Below are 26,017 nucleotides of genomic sequence, written 5' to 3'. Positions count from 1 at the left end.
AAGAATTATATCTGAGCGTTGGTCTCCTTTTTTTATTGGATACTAAGCCAGTATGTTATTGCGAGGAGCGAAGCAATCGCATACTGGCCGAGTAGCAGTGCAAGTCCGCCCTGTACAGTCCGCGATTGTTTCGTCCCTGGCAATGAAATGGCTCAAAGAGTTTTATACGGATGTAGTCTTGGCTCTTGATTCTAATAGTCTTGCTTCTTTCCTAAAGGTTATAACCTATTCTAAAAAGTTATAGCTATTGTTTAAAGGTGTTTTAACGGCTATATTTGCAACTAAATTTATAAAAACAATTCATTTTGGATTTATTTGATAAAATAACAAAAAGCTTGGGTGGGCCGATAGGTCAGCATCAAAAGTGGTCGCATGGTTATTTTTCTTTTCCTAAGCTGGAAGGTGAGATAGGCCCGCACATGGAGTTTAAAGGAAAAGAGCATTTAGTTTGGAGTCTTAACAATTACCTTGGCTTGGCTAATCATCCTGAAGTAAGGCAGGCTGATGCGCAAGCCGCTGCCGATTACGGTATGGCTTACCCTATGGGTGCAAGGATGATGTCGGGAAACTCCATTCACCACGAAGAGCTGGAGAACAACCTGGCTGCCTTTGTTGGCAAACAATCGGCCTTTTTGCTAAATTATGGTTACCAGGGAATGGTATCGATAATTGATGCATTGGTTGACAGGAATGACGTTATTGTTTACGATGCCGAATCGCACGCCTGTATCATTGATGGCGTACGTTTACATATGGGTAAGCGCTTTGTTTACCAGCACAACGATATTGAAAGCTGCGAAAAGCAGCTGGAACGGGCAACCCGTTTAACAGAGCAAACCGGCGGGGGTATCCTGTTGATTACCGAAGGTGTTTTTGGTATGTCGGGCGCTCAAGGCAAACTTAAAGCAGTTGCTGATCTTAAAAAGAAATTTAACTTCCGTTTACTGGTTGATGACGCACACGGTTTTGGTACCATGGGTAAAACCGGTGCGGGTACACATGAAGAGCAGGATTGTATGGACGAGGTGGATGTGTACTTTGCCACCTTTGCCAAATCAATGGCGGGTATTGGCGCTTTTGTAGCTGCTGATCAGGATATTATCCATTATCTGCGCTATAACATGCGTTCGCAAACATTTGCCAAGGCATTGCCAATGCCAATGGTATTAGGTTTGAAAAAACGCTTTGAAATGTTAAAGACCCAACCAGAACTTCGCGAGAAATTATGGTTGATTGCAAATACCTTGCAGGCAGGTTTAAAAGAACGTGGCTTTGATCTGGGTGCTTCAAACACTATGGTTACCCCGGTATTTCTAAAGGGTGATCTTTTTGAGGCTACAGCCCTAACCCGAGACTTACGCGAGAACTATGGTATCTTTTGCTCGATAGTAGTGTACCCGGTTATCCCTAAAGGCTTAATTGTACTAAGACTGATCCCAACAGCGGCTCATAGTTTGGAGGATGTACAACGTACCCTTGATGCGTACAGCGCTATCGGTGAAAAATTAAAGGCCGGTTATTACAAAGAGAATAAACTGGAAATTGCTTAAACGCATTTGATAATACTTAGAAGCCTCGGAGAGATCCGGGGCTTTTTTTGTTTTTTTTTGCATCTGATGTAGAGGCGCATCACATGCGTCTCTCGTTTGAAATGCCGCTATGGTGAATAAATTACGAGGGGCTTTTGCCCTTTTAGTAGACGTATGTGATGCGTCTCTACGTTGAAGATTACCACCCCTTGAAAATCCTTGATAAAACGTTCCTAAATTATTTTAGCAAGCTTTTTTGTTTAACAAAAACCCTTTTCTATTTTTACGCCTACCATATCAAAACCATGAAATTAACCAGACGACATTTTATAAAAATTAACAGCGTTGCGGCTGCCGGTATCGGTTTAGGTGTAACTCCTGTATTTGCTTCGGCTGTGGCTCCTGCCTTTGAAAGCCAGCGCCCAAAACTGGCCGACCGTAAGTTTACCAGTAAGGCGGTTGAGGCCATCATTAAAAAAGTTAAGGCCGATATTAAAGACCCTGAAGTTGCGTGGCTTTTCGAAAACTGCTATCCAAACACTTTAGATACTACCGTAAACTATTCTGAAAAAGATGGTAAGCCTGATACCTTCGTAATCACGGGCGATATTAATGCTATGTGGATGCGCGATTCGTCGGCACAGGTTTGGCCATATTTGCCACTCATTAAAAATGACCCAGCATTAAAAAAATTAATCCAGGGTGTATTGAGCCGCCAGGCTAAGTGCGTGATCATTGACCCATATGCAAATGCCTTTAACGAGGGCCCAACCGGCAGCGAGTGGGACAGCGACCGCACCACCATGAAACCCGAATTGCACGAGCGTAAATGGGAAATAGATTCACTTTGCTACCCTGTAAGGCTGGCTTATAATTACTGGAAAATAAGTGGCGACAGCAGCTTTTTCGACGAGAGCTGGCAAAAAGCAGGTAAGATCATCCTGGCTACTTTCAAAGAACAGCAACGTAAGGATGGTAAAGGCCCCTACTTTTTCCAGCGCAAAACCGAGACACAAAGTGATACCGCACCAAACAGAGGCTATGGGAATCCCGTTAAACCCGTTGGTTTGATCTGCTCTATCTTCCGTCCGTCGGATGATGCTACCATTTATCCATTTCTGATCCCGTCAAACTATTTCGCGGTAGCAAGCTTAAATCAGATGGCCGAAATGTACAGCACTATAGGCCATGATAGTGCGACCGCTGATGCCTGCAAAGCATTAGCAAATGAAGTTCAGGTAGCGCTTAAGCAATACGCTGTAGGTAATCACCCGCAATTTGGCCAGGTTATTCCGTTTGAAGTTGATGGTTATGGAAATCAACTTTTCATGGATGACTCGAACGTACCGAGTCTGTTGGCCCTGCCTTATCTTGATTCTGTAAAAGTTGATGATCCGTTGTACCAAAGTACCCGTAAATTTGTACTGAGCGATAGTAATCCTTACTACTTTAAAGGCACCGCTGCCGAAGGCATTGGAGGCCCGCACGTGGGTATAGGTTATATTTGGCCAATGGCAATCATTATGCGCGGTATTACATCAACCGATAAAGCAGAGATTGTACAGTGCATCAAATGGCTGAAAAGCACACATGCAGGCACCGGTTTCATGCACGAATCCTTTAATAAAGACGATGCAAAGGACTTTACCCGCAAATGGTTTGCCTGGGCTAACACTTTATTTGGCGAATTGATACTAAAAGTGCACGAACACTACCCTGACATACTACAACAGACTTTTTAAACCAGCTGAATATGTTAATACTTAATAGTATTTAAAATACTACGTTTAAGTTGTATGGTTTGCTGTAAATATTATTTATGCCGAATTATGGCTTGTATTTTAATTATTAATGAATCTTATTTTTAAATATAGGTTTGATTTAAACTTTTTAATAAAAAATAAGCAACGGTTAATAAATCAAAATGGGCAAAAATGTGGAAAAAAACCACTGTTAAGGCCGTATTTTTTGGCTTCAAAAGTTTTTAATTACCAAAAAACATTTTAGCTTAGCTTTAATTAAAACAATAAACCTCAAAATTTAAAAGGAGTAATTAAATGAAAAAATTTACTGAAGTAAAAGAGCTTGTAGCAGCTTTAGAGGCCGACGCCGACAAATTCTACAATAAAGGAAACAGCGCTGCCGGTACACGTGTACGTAAAGGTATGCAGGATCTTAAAAACCTGGCACAGGCAATCCGCCTTGAAGTTCAGGAGGCGAAGAATAAAGAGGCTTAGTAAGATTTTTATCATCTTATTCCAATAAAAAACCCGGTCCATGGACCGGGTTTTTTATTTTATGGAAAGCTTTCGACATGTGACTAAAAAAGCCCTCCAGGGAATATAAAAAACGTCATTGCTATGTACGAAGCAATCGCAAACTTTACAGGGTATACCTGCTAATAGGGAATTGCTTCGTACCTCGCCATGACGCCTGTAGAGGATGATTCTTGTATTTTATGCTTTTACTGCTACCGGAGCCAGCTTTTTAAGCTCTTCCACAATAGCACCGGCAGTTTTTTCGCTTACCTGTACCAATGGTAGCCGCACTGTATCGCCGCAGATGCCTAATTGTTTTAGGGCAGTTTTAACACCTGCAGGGCTACCTTCGGCAAACATTAATCGGGTAAACTCAATCAGATCAAAATGCGCGGCATGTGCTGCTTTGTAATCGCCGTTCAGCAAAAGCCTAACCATGTCAGATAATTGACGCGGCAAAGCATTACCAATAACAGATATCGCACCAACTCCGCCTAAAGCCATCATGGGCAAAGTAACCGGATCATCGCCTGATATAAACAGGAAATCCTCGGGCTTGTCGCGCATCAACTGGTTAAACAGGTCGAAATTGCCCGATGCTTCTTTGATACCGATTATGTTTTTAAACTCCTTTGCCAGGCGTACAGTTGTTTCAGCGCTGATGGTACTGCCTGTACGGCTTGGTACGTTATACAGGATTATAGGTAGTTTAGTATTTTGTGCTATAGCCCTGTAGTGCTGATAAATACCCTCCTGGGTAGGTTTGTTATAATGCGGACTTGCTGAAAGTATAGCATCATAGCCTTCTGTATCAAACGATTTTATTTGCTCAACAACTTCATGAGTATTATTACCGCCAATACCCGCCACCAGGCCAACGCGCTTATTTACCACTTCGGCTGTGAAAGCCCAAACCTGCTTTCGTTCAGCCTCGCTCAATGTGGCACTTTCGCCGGTTGTACCTAACGACACCAGGTATTCCACCCCGCCATCAATCAAATGTTCAATCAGGTTTCTCAACCCGTTGTAGTCAATTTGACCATCCGCATGAAAAGGGGTTACCATAGCTACCCCTGTTCCGTAAAATATATTCATGATTAAAATTAAAAGGATGCTAATATAGTGATTAGTGATTGTAGATTAAGAGTTTATTAGAGGTTTATTTTTTGAAAAAGTGCCTTGATTGCGTTTAAAGTTAGATTTTGGATAATTGGGATGTTTAATTTGAATGGATTGAAATACATCTTTAAATATTGGGCTAATGTAAAGGTTACCGTGGGGACACGGCAACGGGGATGTATGTATCTTCTTTTGGCGCAAGTGTTGTGCGGTTGATTGTGTGAGGGTTCACTTGTGACTTTTTAGTACAATAACATCTCAAATCCGAAATTAATAATGGCGTTGCCTGCGGCCGGGCTATCCGCTCATACGCCTGCAGGCATTCCGCTCATGGCCGGTATCCGCTACTATCCCTAAGCAAAAACCTTAAAAAAAATAAAACAAAGCATTTCAAAACGCATTGCCTTTAGCCTTTAGCCTTTAGCCTTTAGCCTTTAGCCTTTAGCCTTTAGCCTTTAGCCTTTCCTCAAATAATCCCAAACAACGATCCACCCTTTTCGCCCAGCTTATCAACCGTTTTCTCTACTTCCGGTACCCGCTCCAACACGGGGGCGTGATGTGGTTTTATCCGGGCATCAATAATCAGTGGACCTTTACAGCCCCAGTGTTTATGCTCGGTAATGCTGCCAACACCATAAATATCATGCGACGGGTTGCTGCGGGTAAAGGTTACCCAGACGAAATTGTTAATGGTTTGGGCGGCAAAACCGGCATCATCACAAAGCACTATTAAAGGCAAGCCGGTAAGGTCTTCATCCTGCAGGCTGTATTCTATAATGCTGATAATATTATCTATGTCCTTGTGATTTACATGTTTGGGCACTTCAACCATGAGCACACCAGGCATGGCCATTTTGTAAGCGCTGATAGGGCGGGGGAGACTAAACCAATCGGGCAGCTCAGCCCACAGTTCACGCTTGATTTCGCCGGCTACGGTAACAGCTATTTTACTACCCGAGTTTAAGCCTTCGCCGCTATAGTCAAGCGTATCGATAGTTGTATTGGTATAAAAATGCAGGTCGCGGGTAAGATCTATCCTTTGCAGAATGTGCTTCAGGAAACCGCCAATATCGTTTACATTAAGTTTTGGGTCATCTTCCTGCGCGGCAATGAATAGGTATTTAGCAAGACTTAGCTGGCCTTTGCCCAATATGTGATTGGCGATAGTAACTATCTCCTGCGGCTTACGCTCTTTGAGATAGGGGGTATAGCGCTCGCTGCCAATGGCAAAAAGCAGGGGATGCACACCTGCCGCGTCAACCGCATTCACAGCATGTAGGCCGGGGATTTCTTTAGGAATAGCCGAACCTGTAATTTCATGGATCAAAGCCCCAAAGCTGGTGTCCTCCTGCGGCGGGCGACCAACCACAGTGAACGACCATACAGCATCTTTACGGTGATAAACGTTATGTACTTTCATCAGCGGGAAAGGATGTACCAAACTGTAATAGCCCAAATGATCGCCAAAGGGCCCTTCAGGTTTATTTTCGTGCGGCATAACTGTGCCGGTGATCACAAAATCAGCATCAGCCGAAATACAGAAACCTTCGGCATCATAAAAATATCGGAAGCGACGGTTCCCTAATGCACCTGCAAAAGTCATTTCTGATAAACCTTCGGGCAGGGGCATTACGGCAGCTACGGGATGTGCCGGTGGCCCGCCTACAAAAATGCTGACTTTTAATGGTTGCCCTTTGGCATTGGCTTTGGTTTGATGCACGCCAATACCCCGGTGTATCTGGTAATGTAAACCGATCTCCTGGTTTTGTACATAGTCATTACCGGCAAGCTGGATGCGGTACATGCCCAGGTTGGCGTTCATGATGCCGGGTTTATCCACATCTTCGGTATACACCTGGGGCATGGTAACAAACGGGCCACCATCCATAGGCCAGTTTACAATTTGCGGGATATCGCTGATGTTACATTTGCCAAATTTAATGGGTGCGCCTGCGCCGCTTTTCATAGGCAACGCCGAGAGCGCCGTTAACCCAATGCCCGCATATTTAAAAGGATTTTTGATGGCCTTTATCGGATCGTTTTTAATATCGACGAGTACCTTGATCTTTTCAAGTGTGTCCCTGAAAATAAATTTCGACCTGTCGAGTGTACCAAACAGGTTGGATACTGCCGGAAAACGATTCCCTTTTACGTTTTCAAATAGTATGGCAGGCCCTTCGTTTTCAAATACACGCAGGTGTATGGCCGCCATTTGCAAGTAAGGATCCACCTGTTCCTTAATGCGTAATAAGCGGCCGTTTTTTTCGAGATCGGCAATGCAGGCTTGTAAACTTGAGTAACCCATAGGTGCGAAATTAAGAAATTAGTTCATTGGGTCATTCATTTCATTGTCATTGGGTCATTGACATTTCGGGTAAGTTTCACGCTCAATTAACATAGGCAACAACTCAATGACCTAATGATAAAATCCTTACTTTAGCCGGTAAATATCAATTACCCTATGTCGGTAACAGTACTAACGCTTATTATACTTGTTGGATCGTATTTAGCGGGTTTGCTGGGCTCGTTAACCGGGTTGGGCGGAGGGGTTGTTATTATTCCGCTGCTTACTATTTTACTTGGAGTGGATATTCAGTACGCCATCGGGGCTTCGCTGATCTCGGTTATTGCCACGTCATCAGGTTCGGCAGCAGCTTACGTTAAAGAAGGGATTACCAATATCAGGCTGGGGATGTTCCTGGAGATTGCCACAACGGCCGGCGCCATGGTTGGCGCACTGATAGCAGTTTATATCCCGACTAATTTTATAGCGGTATTATTTGGAGTGATCCTGATCCTCTCGGCTGTAATGTCGTTACGAAAAAAATCGCAGCAAATCCATCAGCAAAAAAGTGCATTGGCCGAAAGGCTGAAACTAAACGGCAGTTTCCCCGGCCCGGCAGGCGAAATTACTTATTCGGTAAGGAACGTAGGTGGCGGCTTTTTCATGATGCTTTTTGCGGGGGTAATATCAGGCTTGCTGGGCATAGGTTCGGGAGCGCTGAAAGTTTTGGCGATGGATGGTGTTATGCGCATCCCTTTTAAGGTATCAACTACTACCAGCAATTTTATGATAGGGGTTACCGCAGCAGCAAGCGCGGTAGTTTACCTGCAACGGGGGTACATTGATCCCGGGCTTTCGATGCCGGTAGCTATTGGGGTTTTATTAGGTGCCTTAAGCGGATCAAAAATATTGGTACATACTTCATCGTCGGGATGGCTACGTGTAGTTTTTGCCGTGGTGGTTACGTTTTTGGCATCGCAAATGATATATAAAGGAATTACAGGGACTATATAATTTGTCATTAGGTCATTGCGTTATTAAGTCATTTTTGTGTGAGGTTAAGTGACATGGCTGGTCGACCTGATAAGAAAAATGACTTAATAAAGCAATGGCGGGTAAGAATGACTTAATGACCAAATGACATAATGATATAAAATGAGCAAATTCAAAGATACCGATATGCAGGCCGTGATAGGCTGGATACTGCGCGCGGGAGTGCTGGTATCAATGAGCGTTATTTTTATTGGCGGGGTTATTTACTTGTACAGGCATGGGCAAACCCATGTTGATTACAGCAAGTTTGTTGGTGTGCCCGATTTTGTGAGTAATCCTGGTGGCATTATACACGGTATCTTTACTTTACGCGGCCGGGCAATTATACAGGCGGGGATAATTTTGCTGATAGCTACACCGGTTATCCGGGTGTTATTTTCGGCTATTGGTTTTATTATGGAAAAGGATTACCTGTACACGGCTATTACAGTACTTGTGCTGCTTATTATTTTAACCAGTATGATAAGCGGTCACGCGGGCTGATATTTTAAAAACTTTTTTGTATTTAATATAGTATATATAATAAATGCAACGACGTACAGTACAATCATCGGCTTTAAGCAGCGTTGGCTACGATCCGGACGCCCGCATTCTTGAACTTGAATTTCGGGAAAATGGCGGTGTGTGGCAGTACTTCGGTTTTCCTTTATCTGCCTATAATAAGTTTATTGGCTCCGATTCGCTTGGGCATTTCTTTGTTACCCGTATAAAGGGTAAATACCCCGAGTTAAAGGTTAGGTACGCACATCATTAATTTCCGGTGCGGCGGCGCTCATCATCATTACCCGTATTGCGTTTGTTAGCCGATTTAATGGTGCTTTTGCCAAAACGATAGGTAAAATTGAGCCTTACGATGCGCGTATCGCGTTTATTTACCTCCGAAAGATCAATGTTTTGATAATTGGCATGGTTGCGCCCCCTGTCGGTATTAAATACATCGTTTAGTGCTAATTTAATAGTGGCCCGCTTATCCAATATTTGCTTGCTGATACCCGCGTTTACCGAATAGCTTGCTTTTAATTCATTGATGCCGTAAATGGTTGGGGTTTCATACCTGCCCGATATTTCACCAAGTAATGTACCGGTGATGGTGAAGTTTTGTGTACTGCCAAAAATAATATCCTGCTTACCCCTGTCAAAATCCCCGTTTTGTGCGTAAGCTTTGTAACGCACATAAATAGCATCAAGATTAAAACTGCCCGACCACCACCTGGTAAATTGTACAGGCGCGTAGAATGAAGCCCCGTAAACAAAGATCTGCCCGAAGTTTTTACGGAGAGTTATGTTAACCTTAGTCGAATCGTTTTGTTGATATACCGGGAAATCATAAGCATTATTGGTAACTGTATAATACAGTTCGGTTGAAAAGGTTTGATTATAGGTATGGGAGATTTGTATGGTGTTGGTATATTCCGGCTTTAGCTGTGGGTTGCCGGCCCGATAATCATATAGGTCGGTGTAGTACAAAAATGGATTGATATCTTCGTAAAGTGGCCTGTGAATACCTCGGTTATAACCAATACCGATAATGTTTTTTTTATCGGCCTCATAACTTATCTGTACCTGCGGAAAAAGGTTAAAATAATTATTGGTATTTATCGCCGGTACCTGCTCATTTAATCCCCATGATTTACCTGTTGCATGAGTGTTTTCGGCACGTACACCTGCCGTAATATCCCACTTACCTATTTTATTTACATAATTGATGTACCCCGCGTTCACTGCTTCGGTATAAAGGAACCTGTTGCTGAAGTTGGGGTCGGCCTCATATATGTTGTTTATTTTGGGGCCAAAAATGAGATTATTATTGCTGCGGGTGTTGTTATATTTAATGCCTGTCTCCAATCGTGAGGTTTTGTTTAATGGGTTAACAAAATCAACTTTTGATGTCCAGATGTGAATATCTGACGGCGAAAGGTTTTCCAACTCAAGATCATCGCGGTAAGTATTGCCCGCCGGGGTAAAAAAGCTATTGGTAATAAATTCATTAGAGTGGCGGGTGTAGGTTGAATAGTTACCATCTACCGAGATACTGCGGCCGCTTTTATCCAACACCGCGTTATAATTGATATTGTAGTTTAAATAGTTGCTGCCCCTGTCAAGGTTTGAACGGGCCCTGATTATTGAATCGAGCTGATGCTGATTGCCGATGTACAGGTCGTTGTGCTTTGTAAAATCATCACTCCTGATAATTCCGCTTACTAAAAAGCCTATAGTTTGCTTTGGGTTGATGGTATAATCGGCCCCTATTTTAAAGTTGTGGTTAGTGGTTTTTTGAATATTGTTATAATCAACATCGTAATTACTTAGGGTTTCGTTATAAGTAATGTTACGGTTGGTTGTAATAGTGCGTGTGCCTTTATTATTATCGTAAGTGTAATTTCCAAAAATATTGAGCTTACTGGTGCGGTTGTTGAAAACAATGCCTGCTGTACTTTTGTAATACTTTCCATAACCCGCCATGGCAGTAACCGTACCGTTGGTGCCCAGGTTTTTACCCTTTTTTAAAATGATGTTGATGATACCTCCGCCCGAGGCGTCATATTTGGCCGACGGGCTGCTGATCATTTCAACCTGGTCGATAGTGCTGCTTTGCATACTGCGGAGCAAACTGGTAAGATCATCGCCGGTAAGGTTGGTAGGTTTACCGTCGATGGTTATTAATGCTGCTTGTCTGCCGTTAATACTTAAAGTTTCGTTACTGTTAACCCTTACCCCAGGCGATTGCCTTAGTATATCAAAGGCCGAATTTCCCTCGGCCAGGATGCTGTTTTGTACACTTAATACAATTTTGCCGGGCTTTACCTCTATGTAAGGCTTCCGGGCAACTACTTTAACTTCCTGCAGTTGGTTGTTTGAAAGTTTTAAAACAATATCATTGGCAGTTATTATTTGACCAGCGTTAACCTTATATGGCCCCGTATAAACTTTTACGTATCCTATTTTACTGATAAGTATTAAATAGCTGTCGGGCTGCAGGCCGGTAAATTCAAACTGCCCGTTTTTATTTACCAGGTTTGATTTTAATATAGATGAGTCGGCAGCCGCAAGGAGAATGGCTGTAGCTGCATCGGCGGGCTGGTTGTTTTCTGTTAAAACTTTACCCTGTATTATTGAAGATTTTGTTTGGGCGAACGAAATACAATACCCTCCCGCCAGGAATGCAAAAAATAAGCCTGCTATTAAAACCCTCATTAATCAGTAATGTAGAAATTTGCTATAGTTTAAAAGATTATAAAAATGTACCGCAATATAATACAATATATATAAAATTATATGTATTGTATTGGTATTTTAATTATATAATATAAAAGAATGTTGCAACATTAGTATGGATTATGCCGGGTAAAAGGTTTTTACAGGGCAGCATCAAATATTGTTTACAAAAAAGCATGCAATAGTATAAATAAACAAAACAACCTGATTTTTTCTTTATTTTCGGCCTCAATACATCATCGTACTGTATATTGACCATTATAACATGAAAACACTTTGTCTGTTTATATTAGTTGCCTGTTTTGCAGGGAATTTATTTGCACAAACACCTCCGGACAATTATGCTACAGCTTTAAATAAATTTAAACAGCTATACAATAACAATCAGCCGGATAGCATATACAGCTTGTTTGGGCCAGAAATGAAGAAGGCACTTTCACAAGCCGATTTCAAAAGTACAACTGTGCAGTTAAAAACACAATTAGGTCCATTGTTACAGGCCGATCTTGAAAGCTATGAAACCCCGATAGCGCATTATAAAGCTACATTTCAGAAAAGTGTTTTTTTATTAAATCTGTCGTTAAACGCCGATAATAAATTTACGGGCCTGTCATTGACACCGTACAAAGCGCCGGCTACAACTGCTGCGGCAAGTACCGCGGCGGGTACAACCATAGCTACCGATCCTTCTCTGGTCGAGTCGCCTGTAACGGTTAAAACTTTATTGGGTTCAATATCCGGAACATTAGCTATACCAAAGGACGCTAGCGGAAAGGTGCCGTTGGTATTGATCATTGCAGGCTCTGGTCCTACCGACAGGGATGGTAACAGTCCAAAACTGGGCCTCCATGCCAATGTTTATAAGATGATAGCTAACGAGTTGGGAAAAAAAGACATAGCATCCTTGCGTTATGATAAACGTTTGGTAGGGCAAAGCACTACATCCATTAAGGAAAACGAGATCAGGTTTGAGGATTATGTAGAAGATGCCGCCGCCTTGCTTAACATGCTTTCGTCAGATGAGCGTTTTTCACGGATAATTATTCTGGGACACAGCGAAGGTTCGTTGGTTGGCATGATGGCTTCGCTTGATGAGCCGATAAAAGGCTTCATATCAGTGGCCGGTGCCGGTGATTCGGCAGATAAGATCCTTACCGAGCAAATGAAATCGCAGCCTGCTTTTATATCAGATGGCTTTAACCGTATGCTGGATAGCCTGAAGCGGGGAAAAACAACCGATAATATCGATCCTGCATTATACTTTATAGCCAGGCCAAGTATTCAAAAATACCTGATGTCGTGGTTTAGGTATAACCCGCAACGCGAGATCAGGAAGGTAAAAGCCCCGGTATTGATCATCCAGGGAACCACCGATTTACAGGTAACTGTTGGTGACGCCGAAAAGCTGAAAAAAGCAAAGTCAGATGCTATACTTGATATTATCCCCAACATGAATCATGTGTTGAAAGAAGCCCCGGCCGATAAGGAAAAGAACAAGGCAACTTATAATGAGCCTGATTTACCGCTTAAACCGGAGTTTGTAACGGCGATAACAAACTTTGTGCTGAAGACAACGAGGTAACCTTATTAGACATACGTCATTGCGAGGAACGAAGCAATCCCAAACTGTACAAAGAAACTTTACATAGCCGCTCTGCTAATTGGGGATTGCTTCGTTCCTCGCAATGACGGTTGTATATGGTTATCTTACATATCACCAAGCCCCCAATAACCTCCTGATCACGATGATCTCGGCAACGTGGTAAGCATTGTGATCGGCAGCTTGTAACGCTTCCCGAAGTATAGTTTGCCCGTCGCCATGCGGAATTTTTTTATAGATATCCCCGCTTTTCACCAGTTCTATTAGCTCTTCCAAATCGCTGTCAATCTGTTCAAGGCTATTATCCCAGGCTGCATCATCTTTGGGTGCAAGCTCTTTTGGCCAGTAATCATCGGGCCAGTTTGGTGATTCGTGGCTGCCGTCTTTGCTAAATTCAAGCATATCCCACTGGGCTATCCGGATATGTTCAACCAGTTGCCATATAGTATAAGGGAGTTTATCAACTTTAACCCCACGAAGATTGGGCGGTAAACCATCGAGCGCTTTTTTCAGATCGGCATGGGCGTTGCCGCCTTGCAGCAAATGCATAATTTCATTTACTAAAACTTTATGTTCATTATTCATAGGTAATCCAAATTATAACGACTAATTCTCGCCCCCCCTTAGGAGGCCGGGGGCTTAAAGTAACAAATTCGTCGCCGGTTTGATTTATTTGGCTTAAAAGTTTTAAGTTTATGCTTCATTGTAAAACTCATCAGTTGTGGTCAGAAACATATTCTTAAAATTAGCACTCGCCGTTGTTTTATTCATGGTTGCCTTTACAGGCTGTAAAAAAGATGGGAGCAGCGGCACCGGCCCGTTGTTAGGGAAGGATGATGAAGCTTTTATTAAATACGAGAACACATTTCTGGATAACTTCTGGAAACTGAATCCTGATTGGGCCACCTCGGCAGGATATCATAAATACGATAGTCTGATGGTGTTGCCTAATGAGCAAAGCCGCGATAAGCTGGTAACCTTTGCCAAATACCAGGTTGATTCGTTAAGCCGCTTTGAGGTAAACACTCTCTCTGAAGCCAATAAGATAGATTACAAGATTCTGCAAAATCAGCTTGAATACCTGCAATGGCAGGTGCGCCAGTTAAAACAATATGAGTGGGACCCATCGTCATATAACGTTATCGGCACCTTTGCTTACATCCTGAACGAGCACTATGAGCCTTTGCCTAAACGTCTGCGTCATTTTTATCAGCGTATGTCGTTTATTCCGCAGTATTACAAAGACGCCCAAAAACAGATTAAAAACCCGGTGGCCGAACTTACCAGCCTGGCTATTGAGCAAAACCTGGGTGGGCTTGATGTAATAGGAAAAGACTTTGCCGATTCGCTTAAGAAAACCAATATCCCCAAAGCTGAGCAAAAGCTAATGGCCGACAGGGCTGCGCAGAGCGTGGTTGCCATTAAAGCCTATGCCGATTGGCTTAAAGCACTTAAAAATGATCACCCAAGAAGTTTCAGGCTGGGTAAGGATTTATATGAGGATAAGTTTAAATACGAAATTGTAGCTACCAACACTGCCGAGAAAATCTACAATGCTGCCGTTGAACGTAAAAAATACATTCACCGTGAGATGACTAAGATCAGCAAGCAACTTTGGCCAAAATACTTTGGTAAACAGGCTGCACCAGCCGATAGCCTGCTGATGATAAGCCAGCTGATAGATACCCTATCATCAAAGCATGTAAAGCCTGAAGATTTTCAGTCATCAATTGAACAAATCATACCAAAGCTTAATGCCTTTGTTAAAGCTAAAGACCTGTTAACGCTCGATCCGTCAAAACCATTGATCATTCGTAAAGAGCCTGGTTATATGGCGGGTGTGGCAGGCGCATCTATGAGCGGCCCTGGCCCGTACGATAAAAATGGTAATTCGTACTATAACGTAGGCAGCCTGGCCGGCTGGAGCAAGGAAAAGGCCGAAAGCTACCTGCGCGAGTACAACAATTATATTTTACAGATCCTGAGCATTCATGAAGCTGTGCCGGGGCATTATGTACAGGGCGTATACTCCAATAAAGCCCCAAGTATCATCAAAGCTGTATTTGGCAATGGTGCCATGGCCGAAGGCTGGGCCGTATACACCGAGCAAATGATGCTGGAGAACGGCTTTGGCAATAACGAGCCCGAAATGATGCTAATGTGGTATAAATGGAACCTGCGTTCGGTATGTAACACCATTTTGGATTATAGTGTTCATAGCGGCAGTATGACCAAAGATGAAGCAATTAAGTTATTAACCCGCGAAGCTTTCCAACAACAGGCCGAAGCTGATGGCAAATGGAAGCGCGTTAGCGTAACCAGTGTTCAGCTTACCAGTTATTATACTGGCTATAAAGAAATCATAGATTTGAGGGATGCCTATAAACAAAAAATGGTTGATAAATATAAACTGAAAGAGTTTAACGAAAAGTTCCTGAGTTACGGCAGTGCACCGGTTAAATTTATCAGAGAAGCCATGCTGGCTAAAACCAGCGGAAATTAATTGATAGTCCACGGGTATAAACTCATGGACTATGAACCATGGGTTTATCTCCCATGAACTATCAAATTCTTTTTTATTAACAGCTTACGCGTAATGATTTTTTATCTGGTGCTCAAGCTGGGCCATGACGTTTTTCTTTAGCTTACCCTTATAGCAGGTACAGCCGTCCTTATCCAGGTTAAGTTCGGCAATTGTCTTACCCTGGTAAATCACGCGGAAATTTCCTGCTTCGTTGGGTAAAATTGCCAAAATACGTTCATCTTCTCCCGAAAAATTGATCAGCACATGAAACTGGTGCTGTGGTATAAATGCTATCTGCTGTAACATAAAAACCTCTCTTTCCGCTAAATTAGGTGTGTGAAAAATTAAAGAGCCGAGCGCAGTATAAAGTTAACGAATTTGTTTTTAATTAATTGTTAGGAATTTTAAGTTTTTTGTAAGAGATATTATAATATATTTAGCGCTTACATATTACCAATCATGAAGAAAGTTTTGATGGCCGGTTTACTGGTTATAGGAGCGGTAACCGGTTATGCGCAGAAGGTAAAACCGGCTTTAAAACTAATTAAAGGCAATAGTTATTACTTATCTACTACGGCACACTCTGTTGTAAAGCAAACTATAAATGGGCAGGTTAATAATATCGATATGACGATTGACGGCAAAATGTCATTCAAAGTATTAAATGCTAATGATTCTCTTTATTATATGGAGGTTAACTATACCAAAGTGGGTATGAAAATGCAGCTGCCTACGGGTAATGTAACTTTTGATTCTGATAATAAGGATACCACAAATATTATGGCCAGAATCATGTCGGGCATAACCAATAAACCATTTACGGCAACGCTAACCAAAAGCGGCCGGATTAGGTCGATAGAGAACGCCGAGAATATGATCACATCTATGATAGATGGCTTTAAGGAGGTGCCGGCCGAAAAGAAAGAGCAATTGAAAACGCAGCTAACCCAATCTTTTGGATCAGGGGCGCTTAAAAGCAACCTGGAAATGGCCATGTCGGTGCTGCCCGAAACGGCGGTGGCAAAAAATGATAAATGGACAATTAAAAATAACCTGGAAGGTGCTATGAGCGCGAAGGTCATATCTGTTTATCAACTGGTTGATATCACTCCGCAGAGCTACCTGATACACGGAAATGCCACACTTGAAACAGATAATACTGCCGGTTATAAAACCGTTAGTAATATGCCCATGAAATACAATATGAAAGGTACTATGGTAGCTGATGTTGTTGTTGACAAGGCTACCGGCTGGATCTCCAGTTCAAAATTAAAGCAAAACATTGACGGTACTGTCGAAATAAAAGATAACCCGCAAGTTCCGGGCGGTTTAACATTCCCTATGAGTGTTACCAGCGAAACATCAAGTACCGACCATTAATTAAAACAGATAGTAATAAAAAAACCTGCCGGTTACGGCAGGTTTTTTTATTGTATAAACAGTGGTATTACAATATCCAAAAGCCTTCAAAATAAAGTTTATACCTTGTTGGCTGAAACTCGCCATATGCGAAAACAGCAATAGAGTTCCCCTTTTTAGTATAATATAGCCTGAGCCTTTCGCTGCCCTTGTATAAATTAAGAAAGTCGGCATTAAAGCCGCCTGTTTTTACAATGGTTTTAAAGTCGTCGGGTGTAATTACCTTATGCAGATCTTCAAAATTATTATTGGCAAAATCACCGAACTTTATATCACCGGCAGGCAGTTTAAATGTTTTATGTATTACCTCGGCTTCGTCTCCATCAAACAACAATGATTTTGTTACTTCATATTTTGTGATCATATTTTAATATATCGCGTTTTTATTGTTTTACCTCTTCAATGTAACCGCCTGCTTTCAGGTCGTTAACAGTGGCTGGTACTTCATACTGGATACCCAAGCCCGGTTTGCCAAACCATGGAATAATTTTACCCTCCCTAACTTTGGCTATAGGCTTCAGGATCTTGTAAATTTTGTACGGCTTGCTAAGAGTATTGTCCGGCAAAGCACGCATTGGGAAAGGTACGCCTTTTGGCGATACAAAAGTGCCTTTATCCTGAAAAGTGCCGGTAGAATCGCTATAACCGCCATAGCGGTCAATCAACACACCCTTTTTTAGAGTAATGATGATAAGATTTACTGCGCCACGATTTGGAGGCCAGCCGCCATTAAGGTTGTTGGCGGTAAAGAATTTTTCAAGCGCGTCCCATTTTTCGGTTTTCCAGAGCAGCCAGGCCGAATCGGCAAGGGCTTTTTTACTGCTGGTGTCGGCAAAATCAGCAACCGAGCTTTTAAAGTCATCATAAGTAATGCCCCGTACCGGCAGTTTGTGATGGTTTGCAGCAGGGTTGTGGGCATGTTTTAGTGGTTTTGTTTGCGCGGTTGCCAAAAAAGGCATCAACCATACTGACAGGATCAGGATTTTTAGTGTTTTCATTCGATGTAGTTTTTTGTTTGATAAATCTACTATGTGCTCCGCGTTTATGAAAGAGATTTATCATATTTATTTTATTGGTATTATATGCAATATCATATGCTAATTATTGTTATTGCATGCCAAAAAAACATTATTGCCAAAAGCCGGTATTTACCGTGGTGAAAAGGATGAAATAAAGGAAATTATTACCTTCGTACCTATGTCATCAGCTGAAACAAAAAAACAAATAGAGGTATTAACCGCCGAACTTAAACAGCACAATTACAACTACTATGTGCTGGCTATGCCAACCATTTCTGATTTTGATTTTGATAAAAAACTGGAGTTGCTTAATAAACTCGAAAAAGAATACCCGGAGTTTGCTGACCCTGATTCGCCAACACAAAAGGTAGGCGGTGATATAACCAAGGAATTTGTAACCGTTAGGCACCGCTGGCCGATGTTATCGTTGGGCAATACCTATAATGAACAGGAGCTATTTGATTTTGATCAGCGGATCCGCAAAGCCATTGGTGATAACTTTGAGTACGTATGTGAGCTTAAGTTTGATGGTTTGAGCATGAGCCTCACTTATGAAGACGGCAAACTGGTGCGGGCCGTTACCCGCGGTGATGGTGTACAGGGTGACGAGGTTACCACCAATATTAAAACCATTCATACCATACCTAAGCGCCTGCATGGCGAAGGCTATCCCGGCTATTTTGACATCCGCGGTGAAGTGTTCATGCACCGCAAAGCTTTTGACAGGTTGAATAATGAACGTATCGAAAGTGGGGAGGTTCCTTATGCTAATCCCCGTAACTTTGCCTCAGGCACAGTAAAAATGCAGGATTCGGCCGAAGTAGCCAAACGCCCGCTTGATTGCTTCCTGTACTTTTTGTACACCGAAAAAACAGTATTTAAAACCCATTGGGAAAGCCTACAGGCTGTTAAAACCTGGGGGTTTCATACCAATGAGCATAGTGAGCTTTGCGGGGATATTAATTGCGTTTTGGCATTTATTAATAAATGGGATAAGGAACGTTTTAACCTGAGCTATGATATTGACGGCATTGTTATTAAAGTAAATAATTACTCGCAGCAGCAGGAGCTTGGCTTTACCGCCAAATCGCCGCGCTGGGCTATATCTTACAAGTTTAAGGCCGAAAGGGTGGAGACCGAGCTCCTTGAAGTGACTTACCAGGTAGGCCGTACAGGTGCTGTAACCCCGGTGGCCAATTTAAAGCCTGTACTGCTTGCAGGCACTACGGTAAAACGCGCGACGCTGCATAACGCCAATGAGATCATCCGGCTTGACCTGCATGAGGGTGATACCGTTTTTGTTGAAAAGGGCGGTGAAATCATCCCAAAGATCATTAGTGTAAACCCTGAAAAACGTAAGGCCAACGCTGTGCCTGTTGTTTACCGCGTTACCTGCCCGGCCTGCGATACTCCGCTTGAGCGCAAGGAGGGCGAGGCTGCGTTTTATTGCCCCAATGATGAAGGCTGCCCGCCGCAGATTATTGGAAAGATGCAGCATTTCATTGGCCGTAAAGCAATGAATATTGATGGGCTGGGTGATGAAACTATCGAAACCTTATACAGCAAGGGCTTTATAAGCCACATCAGCGATATCTATGAGCTGCATACTCATGCTGCCGAATTGAAACAGTTGGGCCGCTTTGGCGAAAAATCGATCAATAATATGCTTGATGGTATTGAGGCATCCAAAAAAATGCCTTTCGAAAAAGTGCTGTTTGGTTTGGGCATCCGTTATGTGGGCGAAACAGTTGCCCGCAAGCTGGCTTTCCATTTTAAATCGATAGATAGATTAATGGGAGCGTCGGTTGAAGAACTTACGGCTGCCGAAGAGATAGGCGAACGGATAGCCCAAAGCATAACCGAATATTTTGCAAGCGAAGTCCACCGGCAGGAGATCCAAAAACTAAGGGAGCAGGGTCTGCAATTTATTGCCGAAGAAAAAGAAGTTGTACTGGCCAGTGAAAAGCTTGCCGGGATGAACTTTATTATATCGGGAACATTTGGCAACTTTTCGCGTGATGAGCTGAAAGATATCATTGAACAAAACGGTGGCAAGATCCTGAGCAGTATATCGGCTAAACTCAATTACCTGGTCGCAGGCGAAAATATGGGCCCTGCAAAATTGGAAAAAGCTAATAAACTTAATATACCCATTATCAGCGATGACGATTTACTTGCACTGATAAAATAAGCACTCCTGTATTGGTTGTTCACTTATGCTGAATTTTTATTTTTTTAACCTCAGAAATTACGTTATTTGTACCGCCGAATGGGCTCCCATAATTAATTTAAACGTACTAATGTTCGAGTAATTTACTATGGAAAAATTTATACCTATACAAGAAAATATTTTTTGTGAGCCCTGTAAGGAATGCGGCGAAAGGCCGGTTATAGAGCAGGTTAAAGGTAAATTTATTGTGAGGTGCCCCAAAAGCAAATCGCATTATCAAACAAAGCCAGGCCTGGTTGATATTAAGGATTGGAACATCAAAAATAAGCCACATCCGCCTCTTGGCAACAAAGATATATCAAAGAAAAAGGCATCCTAACCGGGTGCCTTTTCACATTATTTAACAATTTGGCGCTGTAACAATCAATTAATAAGTTTCATCTTAGCATAAACATCTGCTTAATGAAGCCAGCCTTAGTTGCGTTATTTTTAATATTCAATTTTTCTTCATATGCCCAGCAATTCAGCATTAGCGGTAAAATAACCAACCAGGAAGGTAAGCCCGTCCCCTTTGCATCCGTTTTTATAAAAAATACTACTATAGGAGTATCTGCCAACAGCGAAGGAACCTACCTGCTGCGTTTAAATGGCGGCATGCGGGAAATTCAATATAAAGCAGTTGGCTATGCCCAGCAAAGCAAAATTGTTGACCTTGCGGCTAACCAGGTTATTAACATCAGCCTGCAAACAGAAACTTACCAGCTTAAGGATGTTACTGTGCATGCAGGAGCTGAAGATCCAGCCTATGCTATTATGCGTAAGGCCATTAAAAAACGCAAAACCTATCTTAACGAAGTTAAAGCCTATACCTGCGATATCTACATCAAAGGCTTACAAAAACTATTGGCCGCTCCAAAAACTTTCATGGGTTTTGATGTGCAAAAAGCTACCAGTGAAGCCGGCCTTGATTCAAACCGCCGCGGGATAGTTTACCTTTCTGAGTCGGAATCAAAATACAGCTTTATCAGGCCCGATAAGGTGCATGAGGAACAGGTGTCGTCAAAAGTGTCGGGCCGTAACAGGGCGTTCAGCTTTAACCGGGCATCGGATATGGCGGTTAATTTTTACCAGAACTATGAAACCTGGCAGGGCATGAGTAACCGCCCTCTGGTATCGCCGGTGGCTGATAACGCCATGTTTTATTATAACTATAGGTACATAGGTACTTCAGTTGAGAATGGCGAAACTATTAACAAGATCCAGGTGAGCCCTAAACGGGCACATGACCCATGTTTTGAGGGGTATATTTATATTTTGGATGATAGCTGGCGCATTTACGGGTTGCAGCTTTACATCACCAAAAAGGCTAACATCAATTTTGTTGATACCCTTAAAATTAACCAGCAGTTTTTCCCTGTTAGCGAAAAGGTATGGATGACGTCCTCTGTTAAATTTGAATTTACAGGAGGTTTGTTCGGATTTAAATTAGGAGGTTACTTTATTTCGATCTATAAAAACTACAACCTCGACCCTGCATTAAACAAAGCCGATTTTAACGAAGTGCTCCGGATCACCAAGGGTATCAGCAAAGATTCAATCTATTGGAACCAGGCCCGGCCTATTCCGCTTACCGGCGAAGAGGTTACCGACTACACCAACAAGGATAAGCTGGCCAAAAAGCGGGAATCAAAAGAGTACCTCGACTCACTGGATAAAGCCAACAATAAATTTAAACCGGTAAACCTGCTTTTCACCGGCATTGACACCCGTAACCGCTATAAAAAAGAATATTTTCATTACGATCCAATCATCGGCTCCCTGCTTTATAACACAGTAGAAGGTTTGGCTTTTGATTACGGCGCATCGTACAGCAAGCTGATTGATACCGTAAACAACCGCTATTTTATGCTGAATGGCAAAGTTCGGTATGGCTTCTCCAACCATTTGTTCAATGCTTCGGCAGGTGCGACTATCCCGGTAATGCAACGGTTTACGCTGGGTTTAAGCGGTGGTTCGGATATAGCTGACCTGAATAACCAGGCTCCCATGTCTACCTTTGTGAATACAGTTCACAGCCTGTTGGCACAACAGAATTTTAAGAAATTGTATCAGAAGCAGTTTGCTTTGGCTTCACTTTCGGGCAGGGTGACCGGCGGTTTGCGCGGCAGCGCATCGGTTGAGTGGGCTAACCGTAAATCGTTGTTAAACACGGCTTCATTCAGTGTTTTTGATCCGCACGCCCATCAGTTTACGTCCAATAACCCGTTGGATCCTGATCATAATACGCAGTTGTTCGCCGAAAATCAGTCGATCACCGTAAACCTGCAGGCCAGTTATGATTTCAGCAATAAATACGAAACCTATCCTTCAGGTAGGCGCTATCTGCCATCCAAATATCCAACCATCAGTTTAAACTACACTAAAGGCATCAGCAATGTATTGGGTTCAGATGTTAATTATGATAAAATCAGCGCGGAGATTTCAAGGGCAGATATTAGCATGGGTTTTTATGGCAGTAGCTCATTTTTTATAGGAGCCGGTAAATTCCTGAATGCTAAGAGCGTATTCTTCCCCGATTATTTCCACTTTGCAGGCAACGAGGTGCTTTCATACAAGCCGAGGTTAAACCGATTTCTCTTACTGGATTACTACGATTTCAGTACGCCTGATAAATATCTTGAAGGGCATTTTGAACACAACTTTTCTGGTTTCATCACCAATAAGATCCCGCTGATCCGCAAGTTTAAACTGCAGGAGATCGTGGACGTAAATTACCTGTACACTCCCACGCTTAAAAACTATACCGAACTGGGTTTTGGATTGCAATATCTTAATATCCGTTTGATGTATGGCGTATCATACAATGGAGGTACTGAGGCAAAATCGGCAATAAGGCTTGGGATAAGCTTGTAATATGCTAATTATTAATTGCACTTAATATGGTGTAGATATTAGTAATACTGTATATTTGGCTCAAACTATTGTGCCTGAACATATCATCAACTTGAACCTTTTACTAAAAAGAGCTGCATTGCTGTTTGGTGTTATACTTTTAACTTTTGTTAAAGTGTATGGACAGCAGTTTTATGCCGCTACTCAAGAGGGAATTTTACAACAGGTAACCATTACCCCTAACGGCCCGGTTTCAAAAAATGTTAACGGTTGTGGGTCGGGGTATCTTTCCATTGCACTTTGGGGTAATAAAATTTATTATACCCAGGCTTCTGGTGAATTGAGTGTAGCTGATATAACCGGAGGTAATACCCCCCAGGTAACTAATTGCCAGTATTTAACATCGGTATCCTTCGTGAATTCAATGACGGTTGATAAAAATGGCATTCTGTACATGGCCAACTTCAATTCGCTGTACAAACTCGATCCTAAAAATCCCGTGCTTGTTAACCTGGGAATCATGCCGTACGGAGCTTCAGGCGATCTTGTGTTCTATAACGATAAGCTATATATGGCAAGTTATAGTGGCATTGTCGAAGTCTCCCTCGATGATCTCTCCCAAAGTAAATTAGTTATACCTATTACAGATGGGTTTGTATATGGTTTAACATCGGTAGCTTCCAGGGGGGCTGTAACGGTATATGCTATTGATGTAAACAATAGCAAGTCGGAGCTTATAGAGCTCGACCTGAAAAATATGCATATAAAAGGTATTGCCGGTTCACTGCCCTATATAGTTTATGATGCCGGCAGTACTGTTGAAACAGGTGAAATACCGGTAATTAAGCTTCAAAGCATTAATGTGACCCGGGAGTGCAATGTGGTGAATAAAGGGCGGGCCGAAATTATTTGCGCCCCACACGGAAATCAATACACTTACAAACTTAATACCGGAGAAAGTAACACAACGGGTATTTTTGATAACCTGCCTCCTGGTAATTACCAGGTTACTATTACCTCATTTGGTGGTGAAGAGCCTAAAATATTTCCATTCACTATTCCTGATTTTTCACTACAAGACCCCGTTGTTACTTTTAATAAAACGGATCCGGTTTGTGATATCGCGGGTTCGATTAAATTGGAAACAAACGCCGATAAAGCGTTATACCGGGTACAATATAACAACGCGGTTTACCCCATTGACCATGTTTTTGCAAATTTAATCCCGGGTTTTTATCACTTTTCAATTATAACACCAAATGGCTGTTTGCTGTACGAAAAAGATTGCACCCTCGTACAGGAAGTATGCCCGCCAATTGTTGTAAATGATATTGTCATCAAGCCCGAATGCGACTTTTACGGCGAAGCAAGTGTTACAGTGCTCACAGCAGTTCATCCGGATAATTATACATATAGCTTAAACGGTATAAGCAATACTACCGGCGTTTTTAACAGGATGCTACCGGGTACCTATCAATTAGTAATCACTTCATCTGGCGGGTCCCCGGTTGAAAAACAAGTTACTGTACCTGATTTTACCTTGACCAAACCCTACGTATCATATACCGCTAAAAACGCGATTTGTACATTAGCGGGACAGGTAAAGTTTAACACCTATGTAGAAGGGGTAGCTATCGGCACTATTAAGCATGGCGACCAAAATTATACACCCGATGAAACAATAAGGGGCCTCAGCGCCGGCACCAACCACTTTGTCCTGCTGGACAAGCAAGGTTGTATCATTACCGAATTGGATATAACGATAACGCAGGATTCATGTGAGCCGGTTACGTTTTTCAATACTTTTACACCCAACGGCGATGGCGTAAACGACTTATTCAGGCCCAATCAAAGCAGTAATCCCATAGCGTATAAACTTACGGTTTTTAACCGCCTGGGTCAGCGGCTATTTGAGTCGGAAAGTATATATGATGGTTGGAATGGCAATTATAATGGGAAACCTGTGCCTACGGGTGTTTACTACTGGTTATGCAACTATACCATGGGCGATGGACAGGTTGAGGTTCAAAAGGGACATGTAACCTTGCTGAGGTAGCTTAAATGTGTTTGTTTACAATAGGCGAGCTAAATGACAGGCTTAGTCTGTTTTTCCATGATCAGTGTTGCTGCAAATGGATATTATAACCGCGGCAAAAAAATCAGCGAAATCAACGTCATCAAATTCAAACCAACGGTTTAACTTTGCCACATGATCAAGAATATCTTCGCTTGCTTAATAATCATGCTTGTAGCTTTTGGCTGCACTAAAAAAAATGTGCCGCATTACACCATATCAAGGGTTACCAAATCAGATACAGCCACCCAGTTAACCGTTAAAATAGATGGCAGGCTTAAATGGGCCGAACTGCTAAGCATCACCTCGCAAATTAAAGCCGACAGCGCTAAGTTGAGCAACCTGCAGCTTAACTTTTTGCTTCCCGGTCATAGTGATAAAAGTACCGGTGCTAATACCTTTTATGCCGTAGCCCGCTATCCGCAAGGGGATAAAGTTACCATACAGGATACCACTAAGGATGCTGATGGCAATACCGTTAGATTAAACATACTGGGACTGTCGCCCGAAAAAGCAAAATACCTGCTTGGTTTAAACCCTGCCGACCTCGACGGGAAAAATATCATAGGCAGGTTTATTGACGATAATAACCATACTGTTATTGTTCCGTTTACTGATATGGCAGGGGGTAAAAAAGAAACTTATATTATTGAGCTTGATACCACGGGTACAGTAGTATCCCGTACCATTCCCCTCATGGATAACCGCGATGGCATTGAAAAACTCCATGTCAGTCAGGCCGGCGATTATATTATTATAAAAGACAGTGTGCTTACCCAATATGCTGCTCATGACATGGGTTTGCCTTATAATAGTATTAAAGCCGGTATTTAATTGCTGCTTTGTAAATATGCCAAAAT

Annotated in this window: 21 protein-coding genes; 14 read left to right on the top strand and 7 right to left on the bottom strand. The window is 42.3% G+C overall.

What is annotated here, in order from left to right; all coding sequences use genetic code 11:
* The first annotated feature begins 305 nt into the window (after nt 1-305).
* The 3 genes from IEX80_RS24115 (at nt 306) to IEX80_RS24105 (ending at nt 3,766) form a co-directional block, all read left to right on the top strand.
* Nucleotides 306-1,550, top strand: a complete 1,245-nt coding sequence (locus IEX80_RS24115) for an aminotransferase class I/II-fold pyridoxal phosphate-dependent enzyme (protein WP_090529883.1) — start codon at nt 306-308, stop codon at nt 1,548-1,550.
* A 284-nt stretch (nt 1,551-1,834) separates the two neighbouring features.
* On the top strand, nt 1,835-3,271 hold the full coding sequence (locus tag IEX80_RS24110) for a glycoside hydrolase family 125 protein (RefSeq protein WP_188834410.1): 1,437 nt from the start codon (nt 1,835-1,837) through the stop codon (nt 3,269-3,271).
* 315 nt (nt 3,272-3,586) lie between these two features.
* Entirely contained in the window at nt 3,587-3,766 is a 180-nt protein-coding gene (locus tag IEX80_RS24105; RefSeq protein WP_090529881.1) for a BF3379 family histone-like protein, read from the top strand.
* Between the two features lie 219 nt (nt 3,767-3,985).
* Here IEX80_RS24105 and dapA read toward each other — a convergent pair whose 3' ends face one another.
* Together dapA and IEX80_RS24095 are read right to left on the bottom strand one after the other, a co-directional pair.
* A complete protein-coding gene (dapA, locus tag IEX80_RS24100; protein ID WP_090529878.1) occupies nt 3,986-4,882 on the bottom strand; it encodes a 4-hydroxy-tetrahydrodipicolinate synthase in 897 nt (298 codons plus the stop codon).
* Between the two features lie 490 nt (nt 4,883-5,372).
* Nucleotides 5,373-7,211, bottom strand: a complete 1,839-nt coding sequence (locus IEX80_RS24095; RefSeq protein ID WP_090529875.1) for a UbiD family decarboxylase — start codon at nt 7,209-7,211, stop codon at nt 5,373-5,375.
* Between the two features lie 156 nt (nt 7,212-7,367).
* Here IEX80_RS24095 and IEX80_RS24090 point away from each other — a divergent pair, with 156 nt between their 5' ends.
* From IEX80_RS24090 to IEX80_RS24080, 3 genes are all read left to right on the top strand, one after another.
* On the top strand, nt 7,368-8,204 hold the full coding sequence (locus IEX80_RS24090) for a sulfite exporter TauE/SafE family protein (RefSeq protein ID WP_090529871.1): 837 nt from the start codon (nt 7,368-7,370) through the stop codon (nt 8,202-8,204).
* Between the two features lie 141 nt (nt 8,205-8,345).
* Nucleotides 8,346-8,726 (top strand): DUF1634 domain-containing protein, encoded by a 381-nt coding sequence (locus tag IEX80_RS24085; protein WP_188834409.1) that lies wholly within the window; start codon nt 8,346-8,348, stop codon nt 8,724-8,726.
* Nucleotides 8,727-8,769: 43 nt separating this feature from the next.
* Nucleotides 8,770-8,997 carry a KTSC domain-containing protein gene (locus tag IEX80_RS24080; protein ID WP_090529865.1) on the top strand — a complete coding sequence of 76 codons (228 nt, stop codon included), beginning with the start codon at nt 8,770-8,772 and terminating at the stop codon, nt 8,995-8,997.
* On the opposite strand, the gene IEX80_RS24075 is transcribed toward IEX80_RS24080, so the two are convergent.
* Entirely contained in the window at nt 8,994-11,438 is a 2,445-nt protein-coding gene (locus IEX80_RS24075; protein ID WP_188834408.1) for an outer membrane beta-barrel family protein, read from the bottom strand. The two genes, IEX80_RS24080 and IEX80_RS24075, sit on opposite strands and share 4 nt — an antisense overlap.
* Before the next feature lie 286 nt (nt 11,439-11,724).
* Here IEX80_RS24075 and IEX80_RS24070 point away from each other — a divergent pair, with 286 nt between their 5' ends.
* Nucleotides 11,725-13,041: a serine aminopeptidase domain-containing protein gene (locus IEX80_RS24070; RefSeq protein ID WP_188834407.1), complete on the top strand. Its 1,317-nt coding sequence runs from the start codon at nt 11,725-11,727 to the stop codon at nt 13,039-13,041.
* A 132-nt stretch (nt 13,042-13,173) separates the two neighbouring features.
* Here IEX80_RS24070 and IEX80_RS24065 read toward each other — a convergent pair whose 3' ends face one another.
* Nucleotides 13,174-13,644, bottom strand: coding sequence for a DinB family protein (locus IEX80_RS24065; protein ID WP_188834406.1), 471 nt, complete (start codon nt 13,642-13,644; stop codon nt 13,174-13,176).
* Between the two features lie 136 nt (nt 13,645-13,780).
* Between IEX80_RS24065 and IEX80_RS24060 the strand changes: the two genes are divergently transcribed.
* Nucleotides 13,781-15,562: a DUF885 domain-containing protein gene (locus tag IEX80_RS24060; protein ID WP_229701745.1), complete on the top strand. Its 1,782-nt coding sequence runs from the start codon at nt 13,781-13,783 to the stop codon at nt 15,560-15,562.
* A gap of 84 nt (nt 15,563-15,646) precedes the next feature.
* On the opposite strand, the gene IEX80_RS24055 is transcribed toward IEX80_RS24060, so the two are convergent.
* On the bottom strand, nt 15,647-15,889 hold the full coding sequence (locus tag IEX80_RS24055; protein ID WP_090529851.1) for a hypothetical protein: 243 nt from the start codon (nt 15,887-15,889) through the stop codon (nt 15,647-15,649).
* 153 nt (nt 15,890-16,042) lie between these two features.
* On the opposite strand from IEX80_RS24055, the gene IEX80_RS24050 reads away from it, so the two are divergent.
* Nucleotides 16,043-16,963: a DUF6263 family protein gene (locus IEX80_RS24050; protein WP_188834405.1), complete on the top strand. Its 921-nt coding sequence runs from the start codon at nt 16,043-16,045 to the stop codon at nt 16,961-16,963.
* A gap of 67 nt (nt 16,964-17,030) precedes the next feature.
* Here IEX80_RS24050 and IEX80_RS24045 read toward each other — a convergent pair whose 3' ends face one another.
* Together IEX80_RS24045 and IEX80_RS24040 are read right to left on the bottom strand one after the other, a co-directional pair.
* Nucleotides 17,031-17,366 carry a hypothetical protein gene (locus IEX80_RS24045; RefSeq protein ID WP_090529844.1) on the bottom strand — a complete coding sequence of 112 codons (336 nt, stop codon included), beginning with the start codon at nt 17,364-17,366 and terminating at the stop codon, nt 17,031-17,033.
* 19 nt (nt 17,367-17,385) lie between these two features.
* Nucleotides 17,386-18,000 carry a TNT domain-containing protein gene (locus IEX80_RS24040; RefSeq protein WP_090529841.1) on the bottom strand — a complete coding sequence of 205 codons (615 nt, stop codon included), beginning with the start codon at nt 17,998-18,000 and terminating at the stop codon, nt 17,386-17,388.
* A 199-nt stretch (nt 18,001-18,199) separates the two neighbouring features.
* Here IEX80_RS24040 and ligA point away from each other — a divergent pair, with 199 nt between their 5' ends.
* The 5 genes from ligA to IEX80_RS24015 all read left to right on the top strand — a co-directional run bounded on the left by ligA (nt 18,200) and on the right by IEX80_RS24015 (nt 25,991).
* Nucleotides 18,200-20,212, top strand: coding sequence for an NAD-dependent DNA ligase LigA (gene ligA, locus IEX80_RS24035; protein WP_188834539.1), 2,013 nt, complete (start codon nt 18,200-18,202; stop codon nt 20,210-20,212).
* A 127-nt stretch (nt 20,213-20,339) separates the two neighbouring features.
* The gene (locus IEX80_RS24030; RefSeq protein WP_188834404.1) at nt 20,340-20,570 is read left to right on the top strand and encodes a hypothetical protein; all 231 of its coding nucleotides are present in this window, start codon (nt 20,340-20,342) and stop codon (nt 20,568-20,570) included.
* Between the two features lie 83 nt (nt 20,571-20,653).
* Nucleotides 20,654-23,104: a DUF5686 and carboxypeptidase regulatory-like domain-containing protein gene (locus IEX80_RS24025; protein WP_188834403.1), complete on the top strand. Its 2,451-nt coding sequence runs from the start codon at nt 20,654-20,656 to the stop codon at nt 23,102-23,104.
* A gap of 55 nt (nt 23,105-23,159) precedes the next feature.
* Complete coding sequence (locus IEX80_RS24020; protein ID WP_188834402.1) at nt 23,160-25,139, top strand: T9SS type B sorting domain-containing protein; 1,980 nt, start codon at nt 23,160-23,162, stop codon at nt 25,137-25,139.
* Nucleotides 25,140-25,292: 153 nt separating this feature from the next.
* Complete coding sequence (locus IEX80_RS24015; RefSeq protein WP_188834401.1) at nt 25,293-25,991, top strand: hypothetical protein; 699 nt, start codon at nt 25,293-25,295, stop codon at nt 25,989-25,991.
* Nucleotides 25,992-26,017 lie beyond the last annotated feature (26 nt).

It is taken from the genome of Mucilaginibacter rubeus, from assembly GCF_014643835.1.
Taxonomy (GTDB): Bacteria; Bacteroidota; Bacteroidia; order Sphingobacteriales; family Sphingobacteriaceae; genus Mucilaginibacter; species Mucilaginibacter rubeus.
Note: the sequence above shows the minus strand (reverse complement) of the source record. Positions and strands in the feature narration are given on the sequence as shown.

What these genes read in the sequence shown, in the direction of transcription:
- IEX80_RS24080 (WP_090529865.1), top strand. Translation starts at nt 8,770, where the DNA reads ATGCAACGACGTACAGTACAATCATCGGCTTTAAGCAGCGTTGGCTAC.
- IEX80_RS24075 (WP_188834408.1), bottom strand. Translation starts at nt 11,438, where the DNA reads ATGAGGGTTTTAATAGCAGGCTTATTTTTTGCATTCCTGGCGGGAGGG.
- ligA (WP_188834539.1), top strand. Translation starts at nt 18,200, where the DNA reads ATGTCATCAGCTGAAACAAAAAAACAAATAGAGGTATTAACCGCCGAA.
- IEX80_RS24110 (WP_188834410.1), top strand. Translation starts at nt 1,835, where the DNA reads ATGAAATTAACCAGACGACATTTTATAAAAATTAACAGCGTTGCGGCT.
- IEX80_RS24090 (WP_090529871.1), top strand. Translation starts at nt 7,368, where the DNA reads ATGTCGGTAACAGTACTAACGCTTATTATACTTGTTGGATCGTATTTA.
- IEX80_RS24030 (WP_188834404.1), top strand. Translation starts at nt 20,340, where the DNA reads ATGGAAAAATTTATACCTATACAAGAAAATATTTTTTGTGAGCCCTGT.
- IEX80_RS24055 (WP_090529851.1), bottom strand. Translation starts at nt 15,889, where the DNA reads ATGTTACAGCAGATAGCATTTATACCACAGCACCAGTTTCATGTGCTG.
- dapA (WP_090529878.1), bottom strand. Translation starts at nt 4,882, where the DNA reads ATGAATATATTTTACGGAACAGGGGTAGCTATGGTAACCCCTTTTCAT.
- IEX80_RS24050 (WP_188834405.1), top strand. Translation starts at nt 16,043, where the DNA reads ATGAAGAAAGTTTTGATGGCCGGTTTACTGGTTATAGGAGCGGTAACC.
- IEX80_RS24085 (WP_188834409.1), top strand. Translation starts at nt 8,346, where the DNA reads ATGAGCAAATTCAAAGATACCGATATGCAGGCCGTGATAGGCTGGATA.
- IEX80_RS24095 (WP_090529875.1), bottom strand. Translation starts at nt 7,211, where the DNA reads ATGGGTTACTCAAGTTTACAAGCCTGCATTGCCGATCTCGAAAAAAAC.
- IEX80_RS24040 (WP_090529841.1), bottom strand. Translation starts at nt 18,000, where the DNA reads ATGAAAACACTAAAAATCCTGATCCTGTCAGTATGGTTGATGCCTTTT.
- IEX80_RS24045 (WP_090529844.1), bottom strand. Translation starts at nt 17,366, where the DNA reads ATGATCACAAAATATGAAGTAACAAAATCATTGTTGTTTGATGGAGAC.
- IEX80_RS24015 (WP_188834401.1), top strand. Translation starts at nt 25,293, where the DNA reads ATGATCAAGAATATCTTCGCTTGCTTAATAATCATGCTTGTAGCTTTT.
- IEX80_RS24065 (WP_188834406.1), bottom strand. Translation starts at nt 13,644, where the DNA reads ATGAATAATGAACATAAAGTTTTAGTAAATGAAATTATGCATTTGCTG.
- IEX80_RS24070 (WP_188834407.1), top strand. Translation starts at nt 11,725, where the DNA reads ATGAAAACACTTTGTCTGTTTATATTAGTTGCCTGTTTTGCAGGGAAT.
- IEX80_RS24105 (WP_090529881.1), top strand. Translation starts at nt 3,587, where the DNA reads ATGAAAAAATTTACTGAAGTAAAAGAGCTTGTAGCAGCTTTAGAGGCC.
- IEX80_RS24025 (WP_188834403.1), top strand. Translation starts at nt 20,654, where the DNA reads ATGAAGCCAGCCTTAGTTGCGTTATTTTTAATATTCAATTTTTCTTCA.